Here is a 15650-nt window from a genome sequence, read left to right as displayed (position 1 = left end):
GGCTGGGAGTCTCGTCCGACGTGCGGAAATGGCCGATGCTATCGACGGGCGACATGTTCATGTCGGGTGCGTCGGCGTGTCGTGGTGTGGGGAGCGGTTTGGGAATTCGGTGCCGAGGGAACTGGATCGGCACGACAGGAACCCCCGCAAAATGACTTCTTCCGGTTAGGAGAGCGACAATGGAGCTCACCGTCTGGGGCATCATCACCGCGCTGATCGTCGGTCTTATCGTCGGCGCGCTGGGCCGGCTGGTGGTGCCGGGTCGGCAGGACATGCCGATCTGGCTGCACATGCTCATCGGCGTCGGTGCGGCACTACTCGGTACGGTCCTCGCCCGCGCAATGGGCATCGCCACCGTGACCGCTGGCGTCGACTGGGCTGAGCTGGCCGTACAGGTGGCGCTGGCCGCGATCGCGGTCGCCCTGGTCGCTGGTGTAGGGAGTCGCCGTCGCGGCGTCACCCACAGGTAACCACATTCGCCTCGCGGGCGCCCGGCCACCTTGGCCGGGCGCCCGCTGGCGTGTCAGCCCGATCCGGACGAGTTCGTCGTCGTCGCGGCTGGGTCCTGTCGGCGCCCGTCGCGGGTCCCGGCGGCGCGTCTGCCGACGGAGTTCTCCCTGGCGAGGGAGCGAGTGGCGACAGGCGCTTCGTGGCCGGCCGCCACCCTCTGCGGCCGGTCGGATGCGCTGTGCCGGTTCTCGGGTCCGATGCGCTGTGCCGGCGGGAAAAGCCGGTTTGGGAACTTCACGGGTCGGGCATTAGGCGGTCACGACAGCAACGCCACAAATTGTGGAACTTCTTTTGTGAAGGAGAGCGACCATGGAGCTCACCGTCTGGGGCATCATCACCGCGCTGATCGTCGGTCTGATCATCGGCGCGCTGGGCCGGCTGGTGGTACCGGGCCGGCAGCCCATGCCGATCTGGCTGCACATGCTCATCGGTGTCGGCGCCGCGCTGCTCGGCACCGTGATCGCCCGCGCTTCCGGCTTCGCCGAGACCGCCGGCATCGACTGGCGGGAGCTGATGCTCCAGGTGCTGCTGGCCGCGGTCGCGGTCGCGCTGGTCTCCGGGGTGGGCCGCAGCCGTCGCGGGGTCACCCACCGGTAACCGTGCAACTCGAAAGGCGCCCGACCGTTCAGGTCGGGCGCCTTCGTGTGCCGTACGCCGCTCGCTGAGCCGGGCGGGCAGGGGCCTGCCCGGTGGCTGAGCCGGGCGGGCAGGGGTCTCTGCCCGGTGGCTGAGCCGGGCGGGCACGGGTGTTAAAAGGGGGCCCTTGCTATGCACCAGGCGTTAACAGGGGTCCCTTCCTTGCACCTCAGCGGAGCCAGGGGATGTTGCGGTTGAGCAGGCCGCGCTGCTTCAGCTCCTTGCGGAGCGGGATCTCGTCGTCGATGTAGCCGTCCCAGTTGATGCCCCAGTAGTTGGCGGTGTGGGTGCCCTCACCGCAGAGCTGGCGCTGCACCGGCGTGCGGTTGGCCCACCACTCGCCGTCGGTGTCGATGTGCAGCTCGTCCAGCGGGCGGATCCACCGGTAGGTGTAGCCGACGAAGAGCATCTTGCGGGTGATGTTCGACAGGTTCGTCGAGCGGGAGTGCCACTGGCGGCGGTCGAAGATGAAGGCGTCGCCGGGGTTGGCGGTGATCTCGACGGTGCCCTCCGGGTCCGGGTTGTGCACCGTGGTGTCGGCCGGTCGGGGCAGCGAGTTCCACAGGTGGCTGCCGGGGATGACCTTGGTCGCGCCGCGGCCGTTCTCGGACAGGTCGGAGAGCACGTAGGCGACCTTCAGCGAGAACATCGGCCGGGGCAGGTTCGGGTCCATCGTCTCCGGGTCGGAGTTCTGCCGGTACCCGTCCTGGTGCCAACCCCAGTACGGCTTCTCCGGCTCCAGCGCCGGCGGGGTGACGTCCAGGTGGTTGTGGTGGCTGTAGATGTTCCACCCGGCCAGGCCCCACATGTAGGGGAAGGCGATCGGGTGGGTGAGCAGGTCGCCGAAGAGCTCGTCGCGCTCAAGGAAGCCCAGCAGGTGCAGGGTGCCGTCCTTGGTGGTCTTGCCCTTGGCCTTCTCCTCCTCGTAGACCCGGTCGACCGCGGCCTCAAGGGCAGCCCGGTGGTCCTCGGTCAGGACGTTGCGCAGCAGGAGAAAGCCCTGCTCATGGAACTCCTTGCGGTCGACGTCGCTGATCGGTTCGTAGCCGGTCCGGTCGCCGTAGTCGAATGCCACGTCGTACCCCTCCCCAAGAGGTGAAACCAATTCTGGGCACAGGCCGCCGATCGTAACTCGCTCGGTCCACCGTCGGGGGTTGCCCTGTGGCCGTCGGACCGAGATGGCGACCGACGGCGGTGGTGCGACTACCACCCGCTACTTAACGTGCCGATGCTGAGGCTTTTGTAGGGCAATGACGGATTTTGCGGTGACTGCGGGTAATGCCATCGTGGTTGCGCCGCAGCCGTGCGTACGCCGTTCGCCGGACGGTCACGCGTCCGCGAAGACCTCGGCGATCACCTCTGCGGGACGGTCGGAATCGTCGCCGACCCGGTTCCACGACCGCCCGCGGTTGGTCCACTCCAGGTCACCGAAGCGGACCCGCTTCACCCCGTGATCGTTGGCGTGCGCGACCAGCCAGTGCGCGTACCGCCAGCCCTCCCGCTGGTCCGCCGCCGCCACCGTCAGGCCGGTCAGGCTGGCCGTGGTGGCCGAGGAGCCGAGCCCCCAGTCGAGGTTGAGCCCGCGGGTCAGCGCCGTGGCGGCGGCGGCACCGCGCATCGCCGGATCCCCACCGAAGGTGCAGACCACCGCGCCGGTGGCGTGCCCGAGCAGGGCTCGGGCGAGCACCTCCGACTCGTCGGCCCACTTCTCGTACGCCTCCGGAAAGGCGGAGCGCTGCACCTTCTGCGCGGCGTCGGTGACCCGCATCTCCTCCCAGCCACGCACCTTCTTCAGCGCCCGGTAGAACTTGTCGGCCGCGTACCGGGGGTCGCGGATCTCGGCGGGAGTGCCCCAACCCTGGCTCGGCCGCTGCTGGAACAGGCCGACCGAGTCGCGGTCACCGCCGGACAGGTTGCGCAGCCCGGACTCCTGGTACGCGGTGGCCAGCGCCACCACCACCGCCCGGTCCGGCAGCTTGTGCTGGATGCCGATGGCCGCGATCGTCGCCGCGTTGGCCATCTGGTGCGAGTTCAGGGTCACCGTGCCGTCGGCCTGCACCGTGCAGGTCCGTCCGACCACCGGCAGGCGCAACTGGTCGCCGACCTGTCGCATCCCGAGGACGACACCGATCACGGCGACCAGCACGAGAACCACGCCACCCGCCACGACTGCCCGAGTCCGCACCCACACCTCCCGTACGACGACCCGCCAAGCGTACGACCCCGTTCGGCCGATACGCCGTCGTCCGTCCGGTTCCATTCCGGGCGCGAAGCCCACGCCGGGACGGAGCTTCCCATTCCCCGTCCCGGCCGGTACTCACCTGTCGAGCCCGGAACTGGAGCTGTCGAGTTCGGCCACCCAGCGCGGCGGACGCTTCTCCCGGAACGCGCTGATCCCCTCGACCCCGTCGGCGGAGCGGAAGAACCGGGTCGAGAGGGTGGTCAGCTCCGCCAGTTCGGCGCGCAGGTCGGCGGCGGCCGGCCGGCGCAGCAACTCCTTCGCGCCGGCCAGCGCCGCCGGGGCGGCCCGGACCAGCGAATCGCAGTAGCGCCGCACCACGGCGTTCAGCTCGTCGGTCGGCACCGCGGCGGTGACCAGTCCGATCTCGGCGGCCCGCAGACCGTCGAAGGTGTCACCGGTCAGGTAGAGCTCGGCCGCCGCCCGGGAATGCAGCCGGGGCAGCACGGTCGCCGAGATCACCGCCGGGATCACCCCGATCCGTACCTCGGTGAAGGCGAACGTGGCCTCGGCGGCGCAGACCGCCAGATCGGCGGCGGCGATCAGCCCCAACCCGCCGGCCCGGGCCGGACCGGCGACCCTGGCCAGCACCGGCTTCGGGCACTCCCGCACCGCCACGAGTACGTCACCGAGCAGTGCGGCGGGCACCGTCCCGCTGGCGTACGCCGCCGCGGTCTCCTTCAGATCCGCCCCGGAACAGAAGACCGGACCGGTGTGGTCCAGCACGATCACCCGGACCGTGTCGTCGGCGATTGCGGCAGCCAGCCCGGCCAGCAGCTCGGTCATCAACGGCGTGGAGAGCGCGTTGCGGTTGTGCGGGCTGTCCAGGGTGAGGGTGGTCACCCCGCGGGCCGTGGCGACCCGCACCAGCGCGTCGGGAGAAGTCATGCCAGGGCACACTAGTGGCCATGCCCGGCGTGCTTCCAGCAGGCGAACCCGTACCCACCGACGGGTCGCTGCCCGTCTCCGCCCGTGCGGGCGTCGGCGAGCGGCGCTTCGGGGTGTACGTGCACGTGCCCTTCTGTGCCAGCCGCTGTGGCTACTGCGACTTCAACACGTACACCGCCGACGAGTTGGGTGGCGGGGCGAGCCGGGCGGGCTACGCCGACACCGTGCTGGCCGAGTTGGCGCTGGCCGCGCGGGTGTTGGGCGACGCACCGCCACGCCGGGTGGAGACGGTCTTCGTCGGTGGCGGCACCCCCACCCTGCTGCCCGCCGACGACCTGGCCCGCATCCTCGACGCGATCGACCGCACCTGGGGGCTGGCCCCCGACGCCGAGGTGACCACCGAGGCCAACCCCGAGTCGGTCACCCCCACCACGCTCAAGGAACTGCGGGCGGCCGGCTACACCCGGATCTCGCTGGGCATGCAGTCGGCGGCGCCGGGCGTGCTGGCCGTGCTCGACCGCCGGCACCACGCCGGCCGGGCCACCGCCGCCGCGCTGGAGGCGCGCGACGCGGGGTTCGACCACGTCAACCTGGATCTGATCTACGGTACGCCGGGGGAGCGGGCCGAGGACTTCGCCGCCTCGCTGGACCAGGTCGTGGCCGCAGGGGTGGACCACGTCAGCGCGTACGCCCTGATCATCGAGGACGGCACCCGGCTGGCCGCCCGGATGCGTCGCGGCGAGCTGCCGTACCCCGACGACGACGTCGCGGCGGACCGCTACCTGGCCGCGGAGGCCACCCTCGGCGCGGCCGGTTTCTCCTGGTACGAGGTTTCCAACTGGGCCCGGACACCGGCCGCCCGGTGCCGGCACAACCTGCTCTACTGGACCGGCGGCGACTGGTGGGGCCTCGGCCCGGGGGCGCACAGCCACGTCGGCGGGGTGCGCTGGTGGAACGTCAAACACCCCACCGCGTACGCCCAACGCCTGACCGCCGGTGAGTCACCCGGGCTGGCCCGCGAGGTGCTCACCGGGGCCGAGGCGCACATGGAGGAGGTCATGCTCCGGCTGCGGCTGGCCACCGGCCTGCCGCTGGACGTACTCGACGAGGCCGGCCGGACGGCGGCGGCCCGAGCGGTGGCCGACGGTCTGCTCGCGGCGCCCGCCCACGCGGCCGGCCGCGCGGTGTTGACCCTGCGCGGCCGGCTGCTCGCCGACGCCGTGGTGCGGGACCTGCTGCCGTGACCGGAGCGCCCGGGTCGGGCGGTCCGGCCGGGCAGCCGGTCACTTGATCATGTTGACCGTCATCGGGTAGCGGTACAGCTGCCCCTCGTTGGCCTTCACCCCGGCGATGATGCCGAACACGATGCCGATGATCATCGCGGCGAAGCCGATGAGAATGCCGATGCCGATGCAGCTGAGGACCCAGCCCACCAGGGCGATGATCGACCAGAGCAACTGGAAGTTCAGTGCGGTCACCGCGTGCGCGCGGACGGTCGGCGACTGGCTGCCACGGGCGATCATCGCGACCAGCGGTGCGATCCAGCCGAGCACACCACCGCCGATCAACATCCCGGCGGCCCCGCCGAAGTGGGCGATCAGCACCCAGGTCTTGTCCTCGTTGTTGGCGTAACCACCGGGCACGCCGTAGCCACCGGGCGGATAACCGCCACCGGGCACGCCGTAGCCACCGGGTGGGGGATAGCCACCGGGCGGGGGGTAGCCGCCAGGCGGCGGGTATCCGCCCGGCGGGGGATAGCCGGGCTGGCCTGACGAGCCGGAAAGTGGAGTGGTGGGATCGTCGCCGGATTCTGGGGGACGAGGCGGTTCAGTCATGGAGGTCACGGTAGGGGTCGGCGGCAACGGCGCACCAGAGCGACACCGGCGGGTTCACGCCGCCGATCGGTGCGTCCGCCCGGGGTGAGGTCTTGATCATCGCGTTGTCGGGGGCCCCGACGTAGACTGGCACTCGCTACAGTCGAGTGCCAGAGCATTCCGCTGCGGCCATGGCGCTACGGACTCCAGCTGCGACAGGAGGTGGGAAAATGGGTCTCGACGACCGCAAGCTCGCCGTGCTCCGGGCGATCGTCGAGGACTACGTCGCCACCCAGGAGCCGGTCGGCAGCAAGGCGCTCGTCGAACGGCACCAGCTGGGCGTGTCGCCGGCCACGGTCCGCAACGACATGGCCGTGCTGGAGGAGGAGGGCTTCATCCGGCAGCCGCACACCAGCGCCGGCCGGGTGCCCACCGACCGTGGCTACCGCCTCTTCGTCGATCGGCTGAGCCGGGTCAAGCCGCTCAGCCCGGCCGAGCGCCGGGCGATCGAGCGTTTCCTGGCCGGTGCGGTCGACCTCGACGACGTGGTGCACCGCACGGTCCGGCTGCTCGCCCAGCTGACCCGCCAGGTGGCCGTGGTGCAGTACCCGAGCCTGGCCCGCTCCCGCGTACGGCATCTGGAGCTGGTGCCGATCTCCACCACCCGGCTGATGCTTGTGATGATCGCCGACACCGGCCGGGTCGAGCAGCGGCTGGTCGAACTACCGGCGCCGATCCTCGCCGACGACGTGCTCGACCTGCGGCGGCTGGCCAACGAGAAGCTGGTCGGCGTCCGCCTGTCGGAAACCCCGCCGCTGGTGCAGGCCCTCATCGACGAGTCGCCGCCGGAGCTGCGGCCGGCCATGACGACCCTGTCCACCGTGCTGCTGGAGACGCTTGTCGAGCGGCACGAGGAACGGATCGCGCTGGCCGGCACCGCAAACCTGGCTCGCGGCGGCCTGTTGGACTTCCACGGCTCGCTCCGACCGATCCTCGAGGCGCTTGAGGAGGAGGTCGTCCTGCTCAAGCTCATCGGCGAGGTGGAACCGAGCACGCTACGAGTGCGCATCGGTGACGAGAACGAGATCGACAACCTGCGGGCGGCTTCGGTGGTCAGCACCGGATACGGCCCGGGCGCGACAATCGTCGGGGGGATGGGCGTGCTGGGACCAACCCGGATGGACTACCCCGGAACAATCGCCACGGTGAGGGCCGTGGCACGCTACGTGGGCGAGCTGCTGGCCCAGAACTGACCAGTCAGGGTCGGCGGCGACCGTCGACCGGCGTAATCCGAGACGAACACGAGGACACGGAACGCAGTGGCCAGGGACTACTACGGCATTCTCGGCGTGAGCCGGGGCGCCTCCGACGACGAGATCAAGCGCGCCTACCGCAAGCTGGCGCGGCAGTACCACCCGGACGTCAATCCGGATCCGGAGGCACAGGAGAAGTTCAAGGACATCAACGCCGCGTACGAGGTCCTCTCGGACGATCGGAAACGGCAGATCGTCGACCTCGGCGGCGACCCGTTGGCGCCCGGCGGCGGCGGTCCCGGTGGCCCGGGTGGGCCCGGCGGTGCGGGTCCGTTCGTCGGCTTCCAGGACATCATGGACGCCTTCTTCGGCGGTGCCACCGGCGCCGGTCGGGGCCCGCGACCGCGGACCCGGCCCGGGGCGGACGCGATCCTGCGGCTGGAACTCGACCTACAGGAGACCGCCTTCGGCGTCGAGGCACCGATCACGGTCGACACGGCGGTGCTCTGCACCACCTGCTCCGGCGCGGGCACCGCGGCCGGCACCCACCTGGCCACCTGCGAGGCGTGCGGCGGCCGGGGCGAGGTGCAGTCGGTGCAGCGCACCTTCCTCGGTCAGGTGGTCTCCGCCCGGCCGTGCACCGTCTGCCAGGGCTACGGCACGACCATCCCGACGCCCTGCCCGACCTGCGCCGGTGACGGCCGGGTCCGCACCCGCCGCTCGCTGACCGTCAAGATTCCGGCCGGCGTCGAGGACGGCATGCGCATCCGCCTCGCCCAGCAGGGGGAGGTCGGCCCGGGCGGCGGCACCGCCGGAGACCTCTACGTCGAGATCCACGAGCGGCCGCACGACGTCTTCTCCCGCAAGGGCGACGACCTGCACTGCCGGGTCACCGTCCCGATGACCGCCGCCGCGCTCGGCACCCGGCTGACCATCAAGACGCTGGACAGCGAGGAGCCGGTCGACGTCAAGGCGGGCACCCAGCCGGGCAGCACGCTGCGGCTGCGGGCCCGGGGCGTACCCCACCTGCGCGGCACCGGCCGGGGTGACCTCTACGTCCACCTGGACGTGCGTACCCCGACCAAGCTCGACGCCGAGCAGGAGCGGATGCTGCGGGAGTTCGCCAAGACCCGGGGCGAGGAGGTCGCCGAGCTGAGCAAGCAGGGTGGCTTCTTCTCCCGGATGCGCGACGCCTTCAACGGCCACGCCTGAGCCACCCGCATCGAGGCCGCTGCCCGTGTCCGCTCCGCTGTTCCTGGTCGAGTCGCTGCCCACCGCCGAGGCGATGGTGCTCGACGGCCCTGAGGGGCACCACGCCGCCACCGTGCAACGGCTGCGGGTAGGCGAGGAGTTGCTGCTCGCCGACGGCCGGGGCGGCACCGCCAGCGCGGTGGTCGCCGCCGTCGGCCGGGGCACCCTCGACCTGACCGTCACCGCTCGCGGGTACGTCGACGCGGCGAACCCCCGGCTGGTGGTGGTGCAGGGCATCGCCAAGGGCGACCGGGGTGAGCTGGCCGTGCAGGCGATGACCGAGGCGGGGGTGGACGAGATCGTCCCCTGGGCGGCCGGCCGCTCAGTGGTGCAGTGGCGCGGCGACCGGGGCGTACGGGCCCGGGGCAAGTGGGTCGCCACGGCCCGGGAGGCGGCGAAGCAGGCCCGCCGGGCGTGGCTGCCGGTGGTGGCCGGCGCCCCGGACGAGTCCACCACGTCGGTGGCCCGCCGGATCGCCGGTGCCGCCGCCGGCTACGTCCTGCACGAGGAGGCGACCGACCGGCTGACCACTGTCGAGCTGCCCGAGCGTGGGGAAATCGTGCTGGTGGTGGGTCCCGAGGGCGGCATCACCCCGGCCGAGCTGTCGGCCTTCCGGGACGCCGGTGCGCGCCCGGTCCGCCTCGGTCCGTCGGTGCTGCGTACCTCCACGGCCGGCGTGGCCGCCCTGGCGGTCCTCGCCACCCGCCTGCTCCGCTGGTAACGCACCCGCACGCTGTTGCACGCGGTTGTTGTTAATAGGGGGCCCTTCCTATACCCGAGACGTTAAGAAGGGGCCCTTCCTTACACTGCCGGGATGGATTGCTTGTTCTGTCGCATCGTCGCCGGGGAGATCCCGGCCACGGTGGTCCGTGAGACGCCCAGCACGCTCGCCTTCCGGGACATCAAGCCGAAGGCACCGGTGCACGTACTGGTCATTCCGAAGGAGCACTACGCGGACGTGGCCACCCTCGGGCAGGGCGACCCGGCACTGGCCGGCGAGGTGCTGGCCACGGCCGCCGCGGTGGCCGAGGACGAGGGGCTGCTCGGCGACGGCTTCCGGCTGCTGTTCAACACCGGCACGTACGGCGGCCAGGAGGTGTTCCACGCGCACGCGCACCTGTTGGGCGGGGCGCCGCTCGGCCCGATGCTGGCCCGGAGCGTGGCGTGAGTTCGGCCGCCGACCGTGGTGCCGCCGCCGGTCACCTGGACCGGATGGTGCGGCAGGTCCAGGCGCAGGCCCGGGTGCCGGCGATCTCGGCCGCGGTGCACCGGGCCGACCGGCCGTTGTGGACCTGCACGGTCGGCGGCACCGGCAACGACACGGCGCTCGACGAGCAGACCCGGTTCCGGATCGGCTCGGTGACCAAGACCTTCACCGCCGTACTGGTCATGCAGTGCCGCGACGACGGCCTGCTCGATCTCGACGACCCGCTGGAGCGGCACCTCGACCTGCCGGCGCACGGCGAGCTGACCGTACGCCGGCTGCTGTCGCACACCGCCGGCCTGCAACGGGAACCGCACGGCGACGTCTGGGACACCCTCCAGGCGCCGGATGCCGACCGGCTCGTCGCCGAACTGGCCCAGGCCGAGCGGGTGCTGCCGCCCGGCCGTCGCTTCCACTATTCCAACCTCGGCATGGCGCTGCTCGGCCGGCTGGTCGGGCAGTTGCGCGGCGGCACCTGGGCCGAGGTGCTGACCGAGCGGGTGCTGACGCCGCTCGGACTGACCACCACCACGGTCTCCCCGGGCCCCCGGGCGGCGACCGGGTTCCTTGTCGATGCCTACTCCGACGAGGCACGCCCGGAACCACCCACCGATTTCGGCGCGGTCGGTCCCGCCGCGCAGCTCTGGGGCACGGCCGGCGACCTGGCCCGGTGGGCGGCCTTCCTGGCCGATCCGGCGGCGCTGGACGCGGCCGGTCGGGTGCTCGCCCCGGCGACCCTGGACGAGATGCGCTGGCCGGTGACGGTCACCGACGAGACCCTCTGGGGTGGCGGCTTCGGGCTCGGGTTGATCCTGGTGCCGCAGGGAAACCGGGTGGTGCACGTGGGGCACGACGGTGCGATGCCCGGTTTTCTCGCCGGGGTGTACGGCCGCCGTGGTGGCACGGACACTCCGGCCGCGTTCGGTGCCGCCGTGCTCGGTTCCTCGGGCACCGCGGTCGAGCTGCTGGAGCTGCCGCACCGGCTGCTCGCCGCGGCGGTCGAACACGACCCGGCCGACATCGACCCGTGGCGGCCCGGCGACCCGGCCCCCGAGTCCGTACGCGGGCTGCTCGGCCGCTGGTGGGGCGAGGGCTTCGAGTACGTCTTCAGCTGGCACGACGGCGCCCTGCGGGCCCGGGGTGCCGGTGACCCGCCGGGGAAGCCGCCGGCGATCTTCGCGCCGGTGCCGGAGCGGCCGGACGTGTTCCGGACGGTCTCCGGCCGGGAGGTCGGTGAGCTGCTCCGGTTGACCCGCGACAGCGACGGGGTGGTGATCCGGATGCACTGGGCCACCTACCGGTTCACCCGGCATCAGGAGAGCTTCGACCGGTACGACTTTCGGGCCTGACCCGACCCGGGATGGCTGCGGCGTTTTGTCCGCTGCTGCACGACTGCCGCGCCAGCGGAAATGGGCAGCCTGTCCGGGCTGCCGACCCGATACGATGGAGACAACGTCCACACGCCGTGGCGACCGGCCCGGCGCCGAGATCGAGAGCAGGTGGCGCAGGGCCCCTCGGCCCGACCTATGACCAGCACCCCACCTCCCGGCCCGCCCCGGGTGCAGACCAGGATCACGGTCCCCGACTCGAAGATCATGGTGAACCTGCTCGGCGCGGGAGACGAGATCCTGCGACTGGTCGAGCGCTCGGTGAACAGCGACGTGCACGTCCGGGGCAACGAGATCACCATCACCGGCGCCCCCGCCGACAACGCCCTCGCCGAGCGGCTCTTCAGTGAGCTGCTCGAACTGATCGAGAAAGGCGAGACCCTGACCACAGACGCCGTCCGGCGTACCGTCGGCATGCTCGAGCAGGGTGGCACGGAGCGGCCCGCCGAGGTGCTCACCCTCAACATCCTCTCCCGGCGCGGGCGCACCATCCGGCCCAAGACCCTCGGGCAGAAGCGCTACGTGGACGCCATCGACGGGCACACCATCGTCTTCGGCATCGGCCCGGCCGGCACCGGCAAGACCTACCTGGCCATGGCCAAGGCGGTCCAGGCGTTGCAGGCCAAGCAGATCAACCGGATCATCCTGACCCGGCCGGCGGTGGAGGCGGGGGAGCGGCTGGGCTTCCTGCCCGGCACGCTCAACGAGAAGATCGACCCCTACCTGCGCCCGCTCTACGACGCGCTGCACGACATGCTCGACCCGGAGTCGATCCCGAAGCTGATGGCGGCGGGCACGATCGAGGTCGCCCCCCTGGCATACATGAGGGGCCGCACGCTTAATGACGCGTTCATCATTCTCGACGAGGCGCAGAACACCACGCCCGAGCAGATGAAGATGTTCCTCACCCGGCTCGGGTTCGGGTCCAAGATCGTGGTCACCGGCGACGTCACCCAGGTTGACCTGCCCGGCGGAACGACAAGCGGGCTGCGGGTGGTGCGGGAGATCCTGGAAGGGGTCGACGACGTGCACTTCGCCCAGTTGTCCAGCGCCGACGTGGTGCGGCACCGGCTGGTCGGAGAGATCGTCGACGCGTACGCCCGGTGGGACGCCGAGCGGGAGAATCAGCAGGGGCAGGGCGTGCACGCGGTGACCGGGCGCAGTGCCCAGGGCAACCGCGCCGGCCGGCGCCGCTAGACCGAGGGAAGAAAGTTGTCCATCGAGATCGCCAACGAGTCCGGCGTCGACGTCGACACCGACGCCGTGCTCGCCGTCGCCCGGCACGCGCTCGACGAGATGGGGGTCAATCCCCTCGCCGAGCTGTCCGTGCTGCTTGTCGACGTCGACTACATGACCGAGCTGAACCACCGCTGGATGGGCGGCGACGGCCCGACCGACGTGCTCGCCTTCCCCATGGACGAGGGCAGCGTCGACCACGGCCCCGGCGAGACCAGCAGCGCCGGTGGTGAGCCCGCGTTGCTCGGTGACATCGTGCTCTGCCCCGAGGTGGCGGCGAAGCAGGCGGCGACGGCCGGGCACAGCTCCGCCGACGAGCTGCACCTGCTCACCGTGCACGGGGTGTTGCACCTGCTCGGCTACGACCACGCTGAGCCGGAGGAGGAGCGGGAGATGTTCGGCTTGCAGGCCCGCTTGCTGTCCAGCTGGCGGTCGACCCGGTCCCGGTGATGGAGACTTCGCTGGCCGCGTCCGCCACCGGCCTACCCGATCTGCAACTACTCGTCTTCGCCGCCGGGCTGGTGGTGCTCGCCGGCCTGATCGCGATGACCGAGGCCGCCCTGGCGGCGGTCTCCCCGGCCCGGGCCGCCGAGCTGGCCCGCGACGGCGCCCGGGGCGCGCGTACCCTCCAGACGGTCGCCGGTGACGTGGTCCGGCACCTCAACCTGCTGTTGCTGCTCCGGTTGCTCGCCGAGCTGACCGCCACCACGCTTGTGGCGCTGGTCGCGGTGGACACCTTCGGGGCGGGCTGGCGGGCGGCGCTGGTCACCGCCGGGGCGATGACCGTGGTCAGCTTCGTCGTGGTCGGGGTCGGTCCGCGTACCCTCGGCCGGCAGCACGCGTACGCCGTGGGCCGGGTCGCCGCGCCGCTGGTGCGCTGGCTGGGTCGGGTGCTCAATCCGCTGGCTTCGCTGCTGATCCTGATCGGCAACGCGGTGACCCCGGGCCGGGGTTTCCGGGAGGGGCCGTTCGCCACCCAGGTCGAGTTGCGCGAGCTGGTCGACCTCGCCGAGCAGCGTGGTGTGGTGGAGCACGGCGAACGCCAGATGATCCATTCGGTCTTCGCGCTCGGCGACACCATCGCCCGCGAGGTGATGGTGCCGCGTACCGAGATGGTGTGGATCGAGTCGGGCAAGACGCTCAACCAGGCCCTCGCGCTGTTCCTGCGGTCCGGTTTCTCCCGGATCCCGGTGATCGGCGAGAGCGTCGACGACGTGCTCGGCGTGCTCTACCTCAAGGATCTCGTCCGGCGTACCCAGGGCGGTGCCGACGCGGACCGCCAGCTGCCGGTGGCCGAGCTGATGCGGCCGGCCACGTTCGTGCCGGACTCCAAGCCCGTCGACGACCTGCTGTCCGAGATGCAGGCGGCCCGCAACCACCTGGTGATCGTGGTCGACGAGTACGGCGGCACCGGTGGGCTGGTCACCATCGAGGACATCCTGGAGGAGATCGTCGGGGAGATCACCGACGAGTACGATGTCGAACGCCCGCCCGTCGAGCAGCTGCCCGACGGCGCGGTGCGGGTCACCGCCCGGCTGCCGGTGGAGGATCTCGGCGAGCTGTTCGACACCGAGCTGCCGCACGACGAGGTGGAGACCGTCGGCGGTCTGCTCGCCCAGTCCCTCGGGCGGGTACCGATTCCGGGCGCCGAGGTCGAGGTGGGCGGGCTCCGGCTGCTCGCCGAGGGCACCACCGGCCGACGCAACCGGATCGACACGGTGCTGGTGCGCCGGGTGGAGCCGACCGAATCGCAGCAGGACAACCAGGCCGCCTCCCGGGGCGATGACGACCGATCAGAGGAGAGGCAGCCCGCCGATGCCTGAGTCACCCGCCGTACCGACCGCCAACCCGAGCAGCGCCGAGTTGACCGCCGAGGACGGCAAGCTGGTCATCCTCGCGCGGGGAGCGCGGGGTCGGGTGGGTGCCGTGGAGGGCGCCGCGGTGCGGGATCAGGACGGGCGGACGTACGCGGCGGCCAGCGTCTCGCTGCCCTCGTTGGCGATCACCGCGCTCCAGTTGGCGGTCGCCTCGGCGGCGGCGGCGGGCGCCACCCGGTTGGAGGCGGCGGTGGTGGTGACCGAGGCGTCCACCTTGGACGGTGCCGGCTACGCCGCCGTTCGTGACCTGGCCGTCGACGCACCGATCCACCTGGCCGCGCCGGACGGCACGGTGCTCGGCACGGTGACCGAGTGAGCGCCGAGGCCGGTACGCGGCCGTACCGGGCCGGGTTCGCCTGTTTCGTCGGCCGGCCCAACGCGGGCAAGTCCACGCTCACCAACGCGATCGTCGGGCAGAAGATCGCCATCACCTCGAACAAGCCACAGACCACCCGGCACGTCATCCGGGCGGTGCTGCACCGGCCGGAGTCGCAGCTGGTGCTTGTCGACACGCCCGGCCTGCACCGTCCGCGTACGCTGCTCGGCGAACGGCTCAACGACCTGGTCCGGCAGACCTGGAGCGAGGTCGACGTGATCGGCCTCTGCATCCCCGCGGACGAGCCGATCGGCCGGGGTGACCGATTCATCACCGGGGAGTTGGCCGAGCTGAAGGCGACCGTGTTGGCGGTGGTGACCAAGACCGACCTGGTCGACCGCAAGCGGCTGGCCGAGCAGTTGCTCGCGGTGAGCGAGTTGGGTGACTTCGCCGACGTGGTGCCGGTCAGCGCGGTCTCCGGGCACCAGGTGGACACCCTGGTCGAGGTGATGACGCGCTACCTGCCCGAGTCGCCGCAGCTGTACCCGGACGACATGCTCACCGACGACCCGGAGCAGGTGCTGGTGGCCGAGCTGATCCGGGAGGCGGCACTGGAGGGGGTCCGGGACGAGTTGCCGCACTCCATCGCCGTGGTGGTGGAGGAGATGATCCCCGAGGGGCAGCTCATCAAGATCTACGCCGATGTGTACGTCGAGCGGCCCAGCCAGAAGGCGATCGTGATCGGCCATCGGGGCAGCCGGCTCAAGGGGGTCGGCACCACCGCCCGGCGGCAGATCGAGGAGCTGCTGGGCAGCCGGGTCTATCTCGATCTGCACGTCCGGGTGGCCAAGGACTGGCAGCGCGACCCGAAGCAGCTGCGCAAGCTCGGCTTCTGACCCGGTGGGGGAGTTTCGCTGCGGGACGGAAGCGGACGAGTGACCCCTTGATCGACTGATCGGTACCGGTCAGGCATATGGGAAGTTTCACTATCCGGGCGAGTGTCTGGTCGTTTCCCTGCTCTGCCCCAGAGGGTAGGAA

Annotated in this window: 18 protein-coding genes; 13 read left to right on the top strand and 5 right to left on the bottom strand. The window is 71.4% G+C overall.

Annotation, left to right across the window (positions count from 1 at the left end; translation table 11 throughout):
• Positions 1–179 precede the first annotated feature (179 nt).
• Together QQG74_RS25215 and QQG74_RS25210 are read left to right on the top strand one after the other, a co-directional pair.
• Positions 180–470 (top strand): GlsB/YeaQ/YmgE family stress response membrane protein, encoded by a 291-nt coding sequence (locus QQG74_RS25215; RefSeq protein WP_189047845.1) that lies wholly within the window; start codon positions 180–182, stop codon positions 468–470.
• Positions 471–819: 349 nt separating this feature from the next.
• A complete protein-coding gene (locus tag QQG74_RS25210) occupies positions 820–1107 on the top strand; it encodes a GlsB/YeaQ/YmgE family stress response membrane protein (RefSeq protein WP_341717189.1) in 288 nt (95 codons plus the stop codon).
• A gap of 208 nt (positions 1108–1315) precedes the next feature.
• On the opposite strand, the gene QQG74_RS25205 is transcribed toward QQG74_RS25210, so the two are convergent.
• The 3 genes from QQG74_RS25205 to QQG74_RS25195 all read right to left on the bottom strand — a co-directional run bounded on the left by QQG74_RS25205 (position 1316) and on the right by QQG74_RS25195 (position 4273).
• The gene (locus tag QQG74_RS25205) at positions 1316–2221 is read right to left on the bottom strand and encodes a phytanoyl-CoA dioxygenase family protein (protein ID WP_341717188.1); all 906 of its coding nucleotides are present in this window, start codon (positions 2219–2221) and stop codon (positions 1316–1318) included.
• Positions 2222–2473: 252 nt separating this feature from the next.
• On the bottom strand, positions 2474–3337 hold the full coding sequence (locus QQG74_RS25200) for a hypothetical protein (RefSeq protein ID WP_341717187.1): 864 nt from the start codon (positions 3335–3337) through the stop codon (positions 2474–2476).
• 126 nt (positions 3338–3463) lie between these two features.
• Complete coding sequence (locus tag QQG74_RS25195; RefSeq protein WP_341717186.1) at positions 3464–4273, bottom strand: enoyl-CoA hydratase-related protein; 810 nt, start codon at positions 4271–4273, stop codon at positions 3464–3466.
• 20 nt (positions 4274–4293) lie between these two features.
• Here QQG74_RS25195 and hemW point away from each other — a divergent pair, with 20 nt between their 5' ends.
• Entirely contained in the window at positions 4294–5517 is a 1224-nt protein-coding gene (hemW, locus tag QQG74_RS25190) for a radical SAM family heme chaperone HemW (RefSeq protein WP_341717185.1), read from the top strand.
• 39 nt (positions 5518–5556) lie between these two features.
• Here the strand turns inward: hemW and QQG74_RS25185 are convergent, their stop codons facing one another.
• A complete protein-coding gene (locus tag QQG74_RS25185) occupies positions 5557–6108 on the bottom strand; it encodes a DUF4870 domain-containing protein (protein WP_341717184.1) in 552 nt (183 codons plus the stop codon).
• Positions 6101–6241 carry a hypothetical protein gene (locus QQG74_RS25180; RefSeq protein ID WP_341717183.1) on the bottom strand — a complete coding sequence of 47 codons (141 nt, stop codon included), beginning with the start codon at positions 6239–6241 and terminating at the stop codon, positions 6101–6103. Before QQG74_RS25180 ends, QQG74_RS25185 begins: the two co-directional genes overlap by 8 nt.
• A 76-nt stretch (positions 6242–6317) precedes the next feature.
• Here QQG74_RS25180 and hrcA point away from each other — a divergent pair, with 76 nt between their 5' ends.
• From hrcA to era, 10 genes are all read left to right on the top strand, one after another.
• Positions 6318–7340, top strand: a complete 1023-nt coding sequence (gene hrcA / locus QQG74_RS25175) for a heat-inducible transcriptional repressor HrcA (RefSeq protein ID WP_341717182.1) — start codon at positions 6318–6320, stop codon at positions 7338–7340.
• A gap of 66 nt (positions 7341–7406) precedes the next feature.
• The gene (gene dnaJ / locus QQG74_RS25170) at positions 7407–8552 is read left to right on the top strand and encodes a molecular chaperone DnaJ (protein ID WP_341717181.1); all 1146 of its coding nucleotides are present in this window, start codon (positions 7407–7409) and stop codon (positions 8550–8552) included.
• 25 nt (positions 8553–8577) lie between these two features.
• Positions 8578–9312, top strand: a complete 735-nt coding sequence (locus QQG74_RS25165; RefSeq protein ID WP_341717180.1) for a 16S rRNA (uracil(1498)-N(3))-methyltransferase — start codon at positions 8578–8580, stop codon at positions 9310–9312.
• 93 nt (positions 9313–9405) lie between these two features.
• Entirely contained in the window at positions 9406–9759 is a 354-nt protein-coding gene (locus QQG74_RS25160; RefSeq protein WP_341717179.1) for a histidine triad nucleotide-binding protein, read from the top strand.
• Between the two features lie 44 nt (positions 9760–9803).
• A complete protein-coding gene (locus tag QQG74_RS25155; RefSeq protein WP_341721372.1) occupies positions 9804–11144 on the top strand; it encodes a serine hydrolase domain-containing protein in 1341 nt (446 codons plus the stop codon).
• A gap of 177 nt (positions 11145–11321) precedes the next feature.
• On the top strand, positions 11322–12380 hold the full coding sequence (locus tag QQG74_RS25150) for a PhoH family protein (protein WP_341717178.1): 1059 nt from the start codon (positions 11322–11324) through the stop codon (positions 12378–12380).
• 15 nt (positions 12381–12395) lie between these two features.
• On the top strand, positions 12396–12869 hold the full coding sequence (gene ybeY / locus QQG74_RS25145) for an rRNA maturation RNase YbeY (RefSeq protein ID WP_341717177.1): 474 nt from the start codon (positions 12396–12398) through the stop codon (positions 12867–12869).
• Positions 12845–14242, top strand: a complete 1398-nt coding sequence (locus QQG74_RS25140; protein WP_341721371.1) for a hemolysin family protein — start codon at positions 12845–12847, stop codon at positions 14240–14242. Before ybeY ends, QQG74_RS25140 begins: the two co-directional genes overlap by 25 nt.
• Positions 14235–14612 (top strand): cytidine deaminase, encoded by a 378-nt coding sequence (locus QQG74_RS25135; protein ID WP_341717176.1) that lies wholly within the window; start codon positions 14235–14237, stop codon positions 14610–14612. Before QQG74_RS25140 ends, QQG74_RS25135 begins: the two co-directional genes overlap by 8 nt.
• Positions 14609–15508: a GTPase Era gene (era, locus tag QQG74_RS25130; RefSeq protein ID WP_341717175.1), complete on the top strand. Its 900-nt coding sequence runs from the start codon at positions 14609–14611 to the stop codon at positions 15506–15508. Before QQG74_RS25135 ends, era begins: the two co-directional genes overlap by 4 nt.
• The last annotated feature ends 142 nt before the right edge of the window (positions 15509–15650 follow it).

The sequence above is a fragment of the Micromonospora sp. FIMYZ51 genome (assembly GCF_038246755.1).
Classification (GTDB): domain Bacteria; phylum Actinomycetota; class Actinomycetes; order Mycobacteriales; family Micromonosporaceae; genus Micromonospora.
This window is presented reverse-complemented; position numbering and strand designations above follow the sequence as displayed.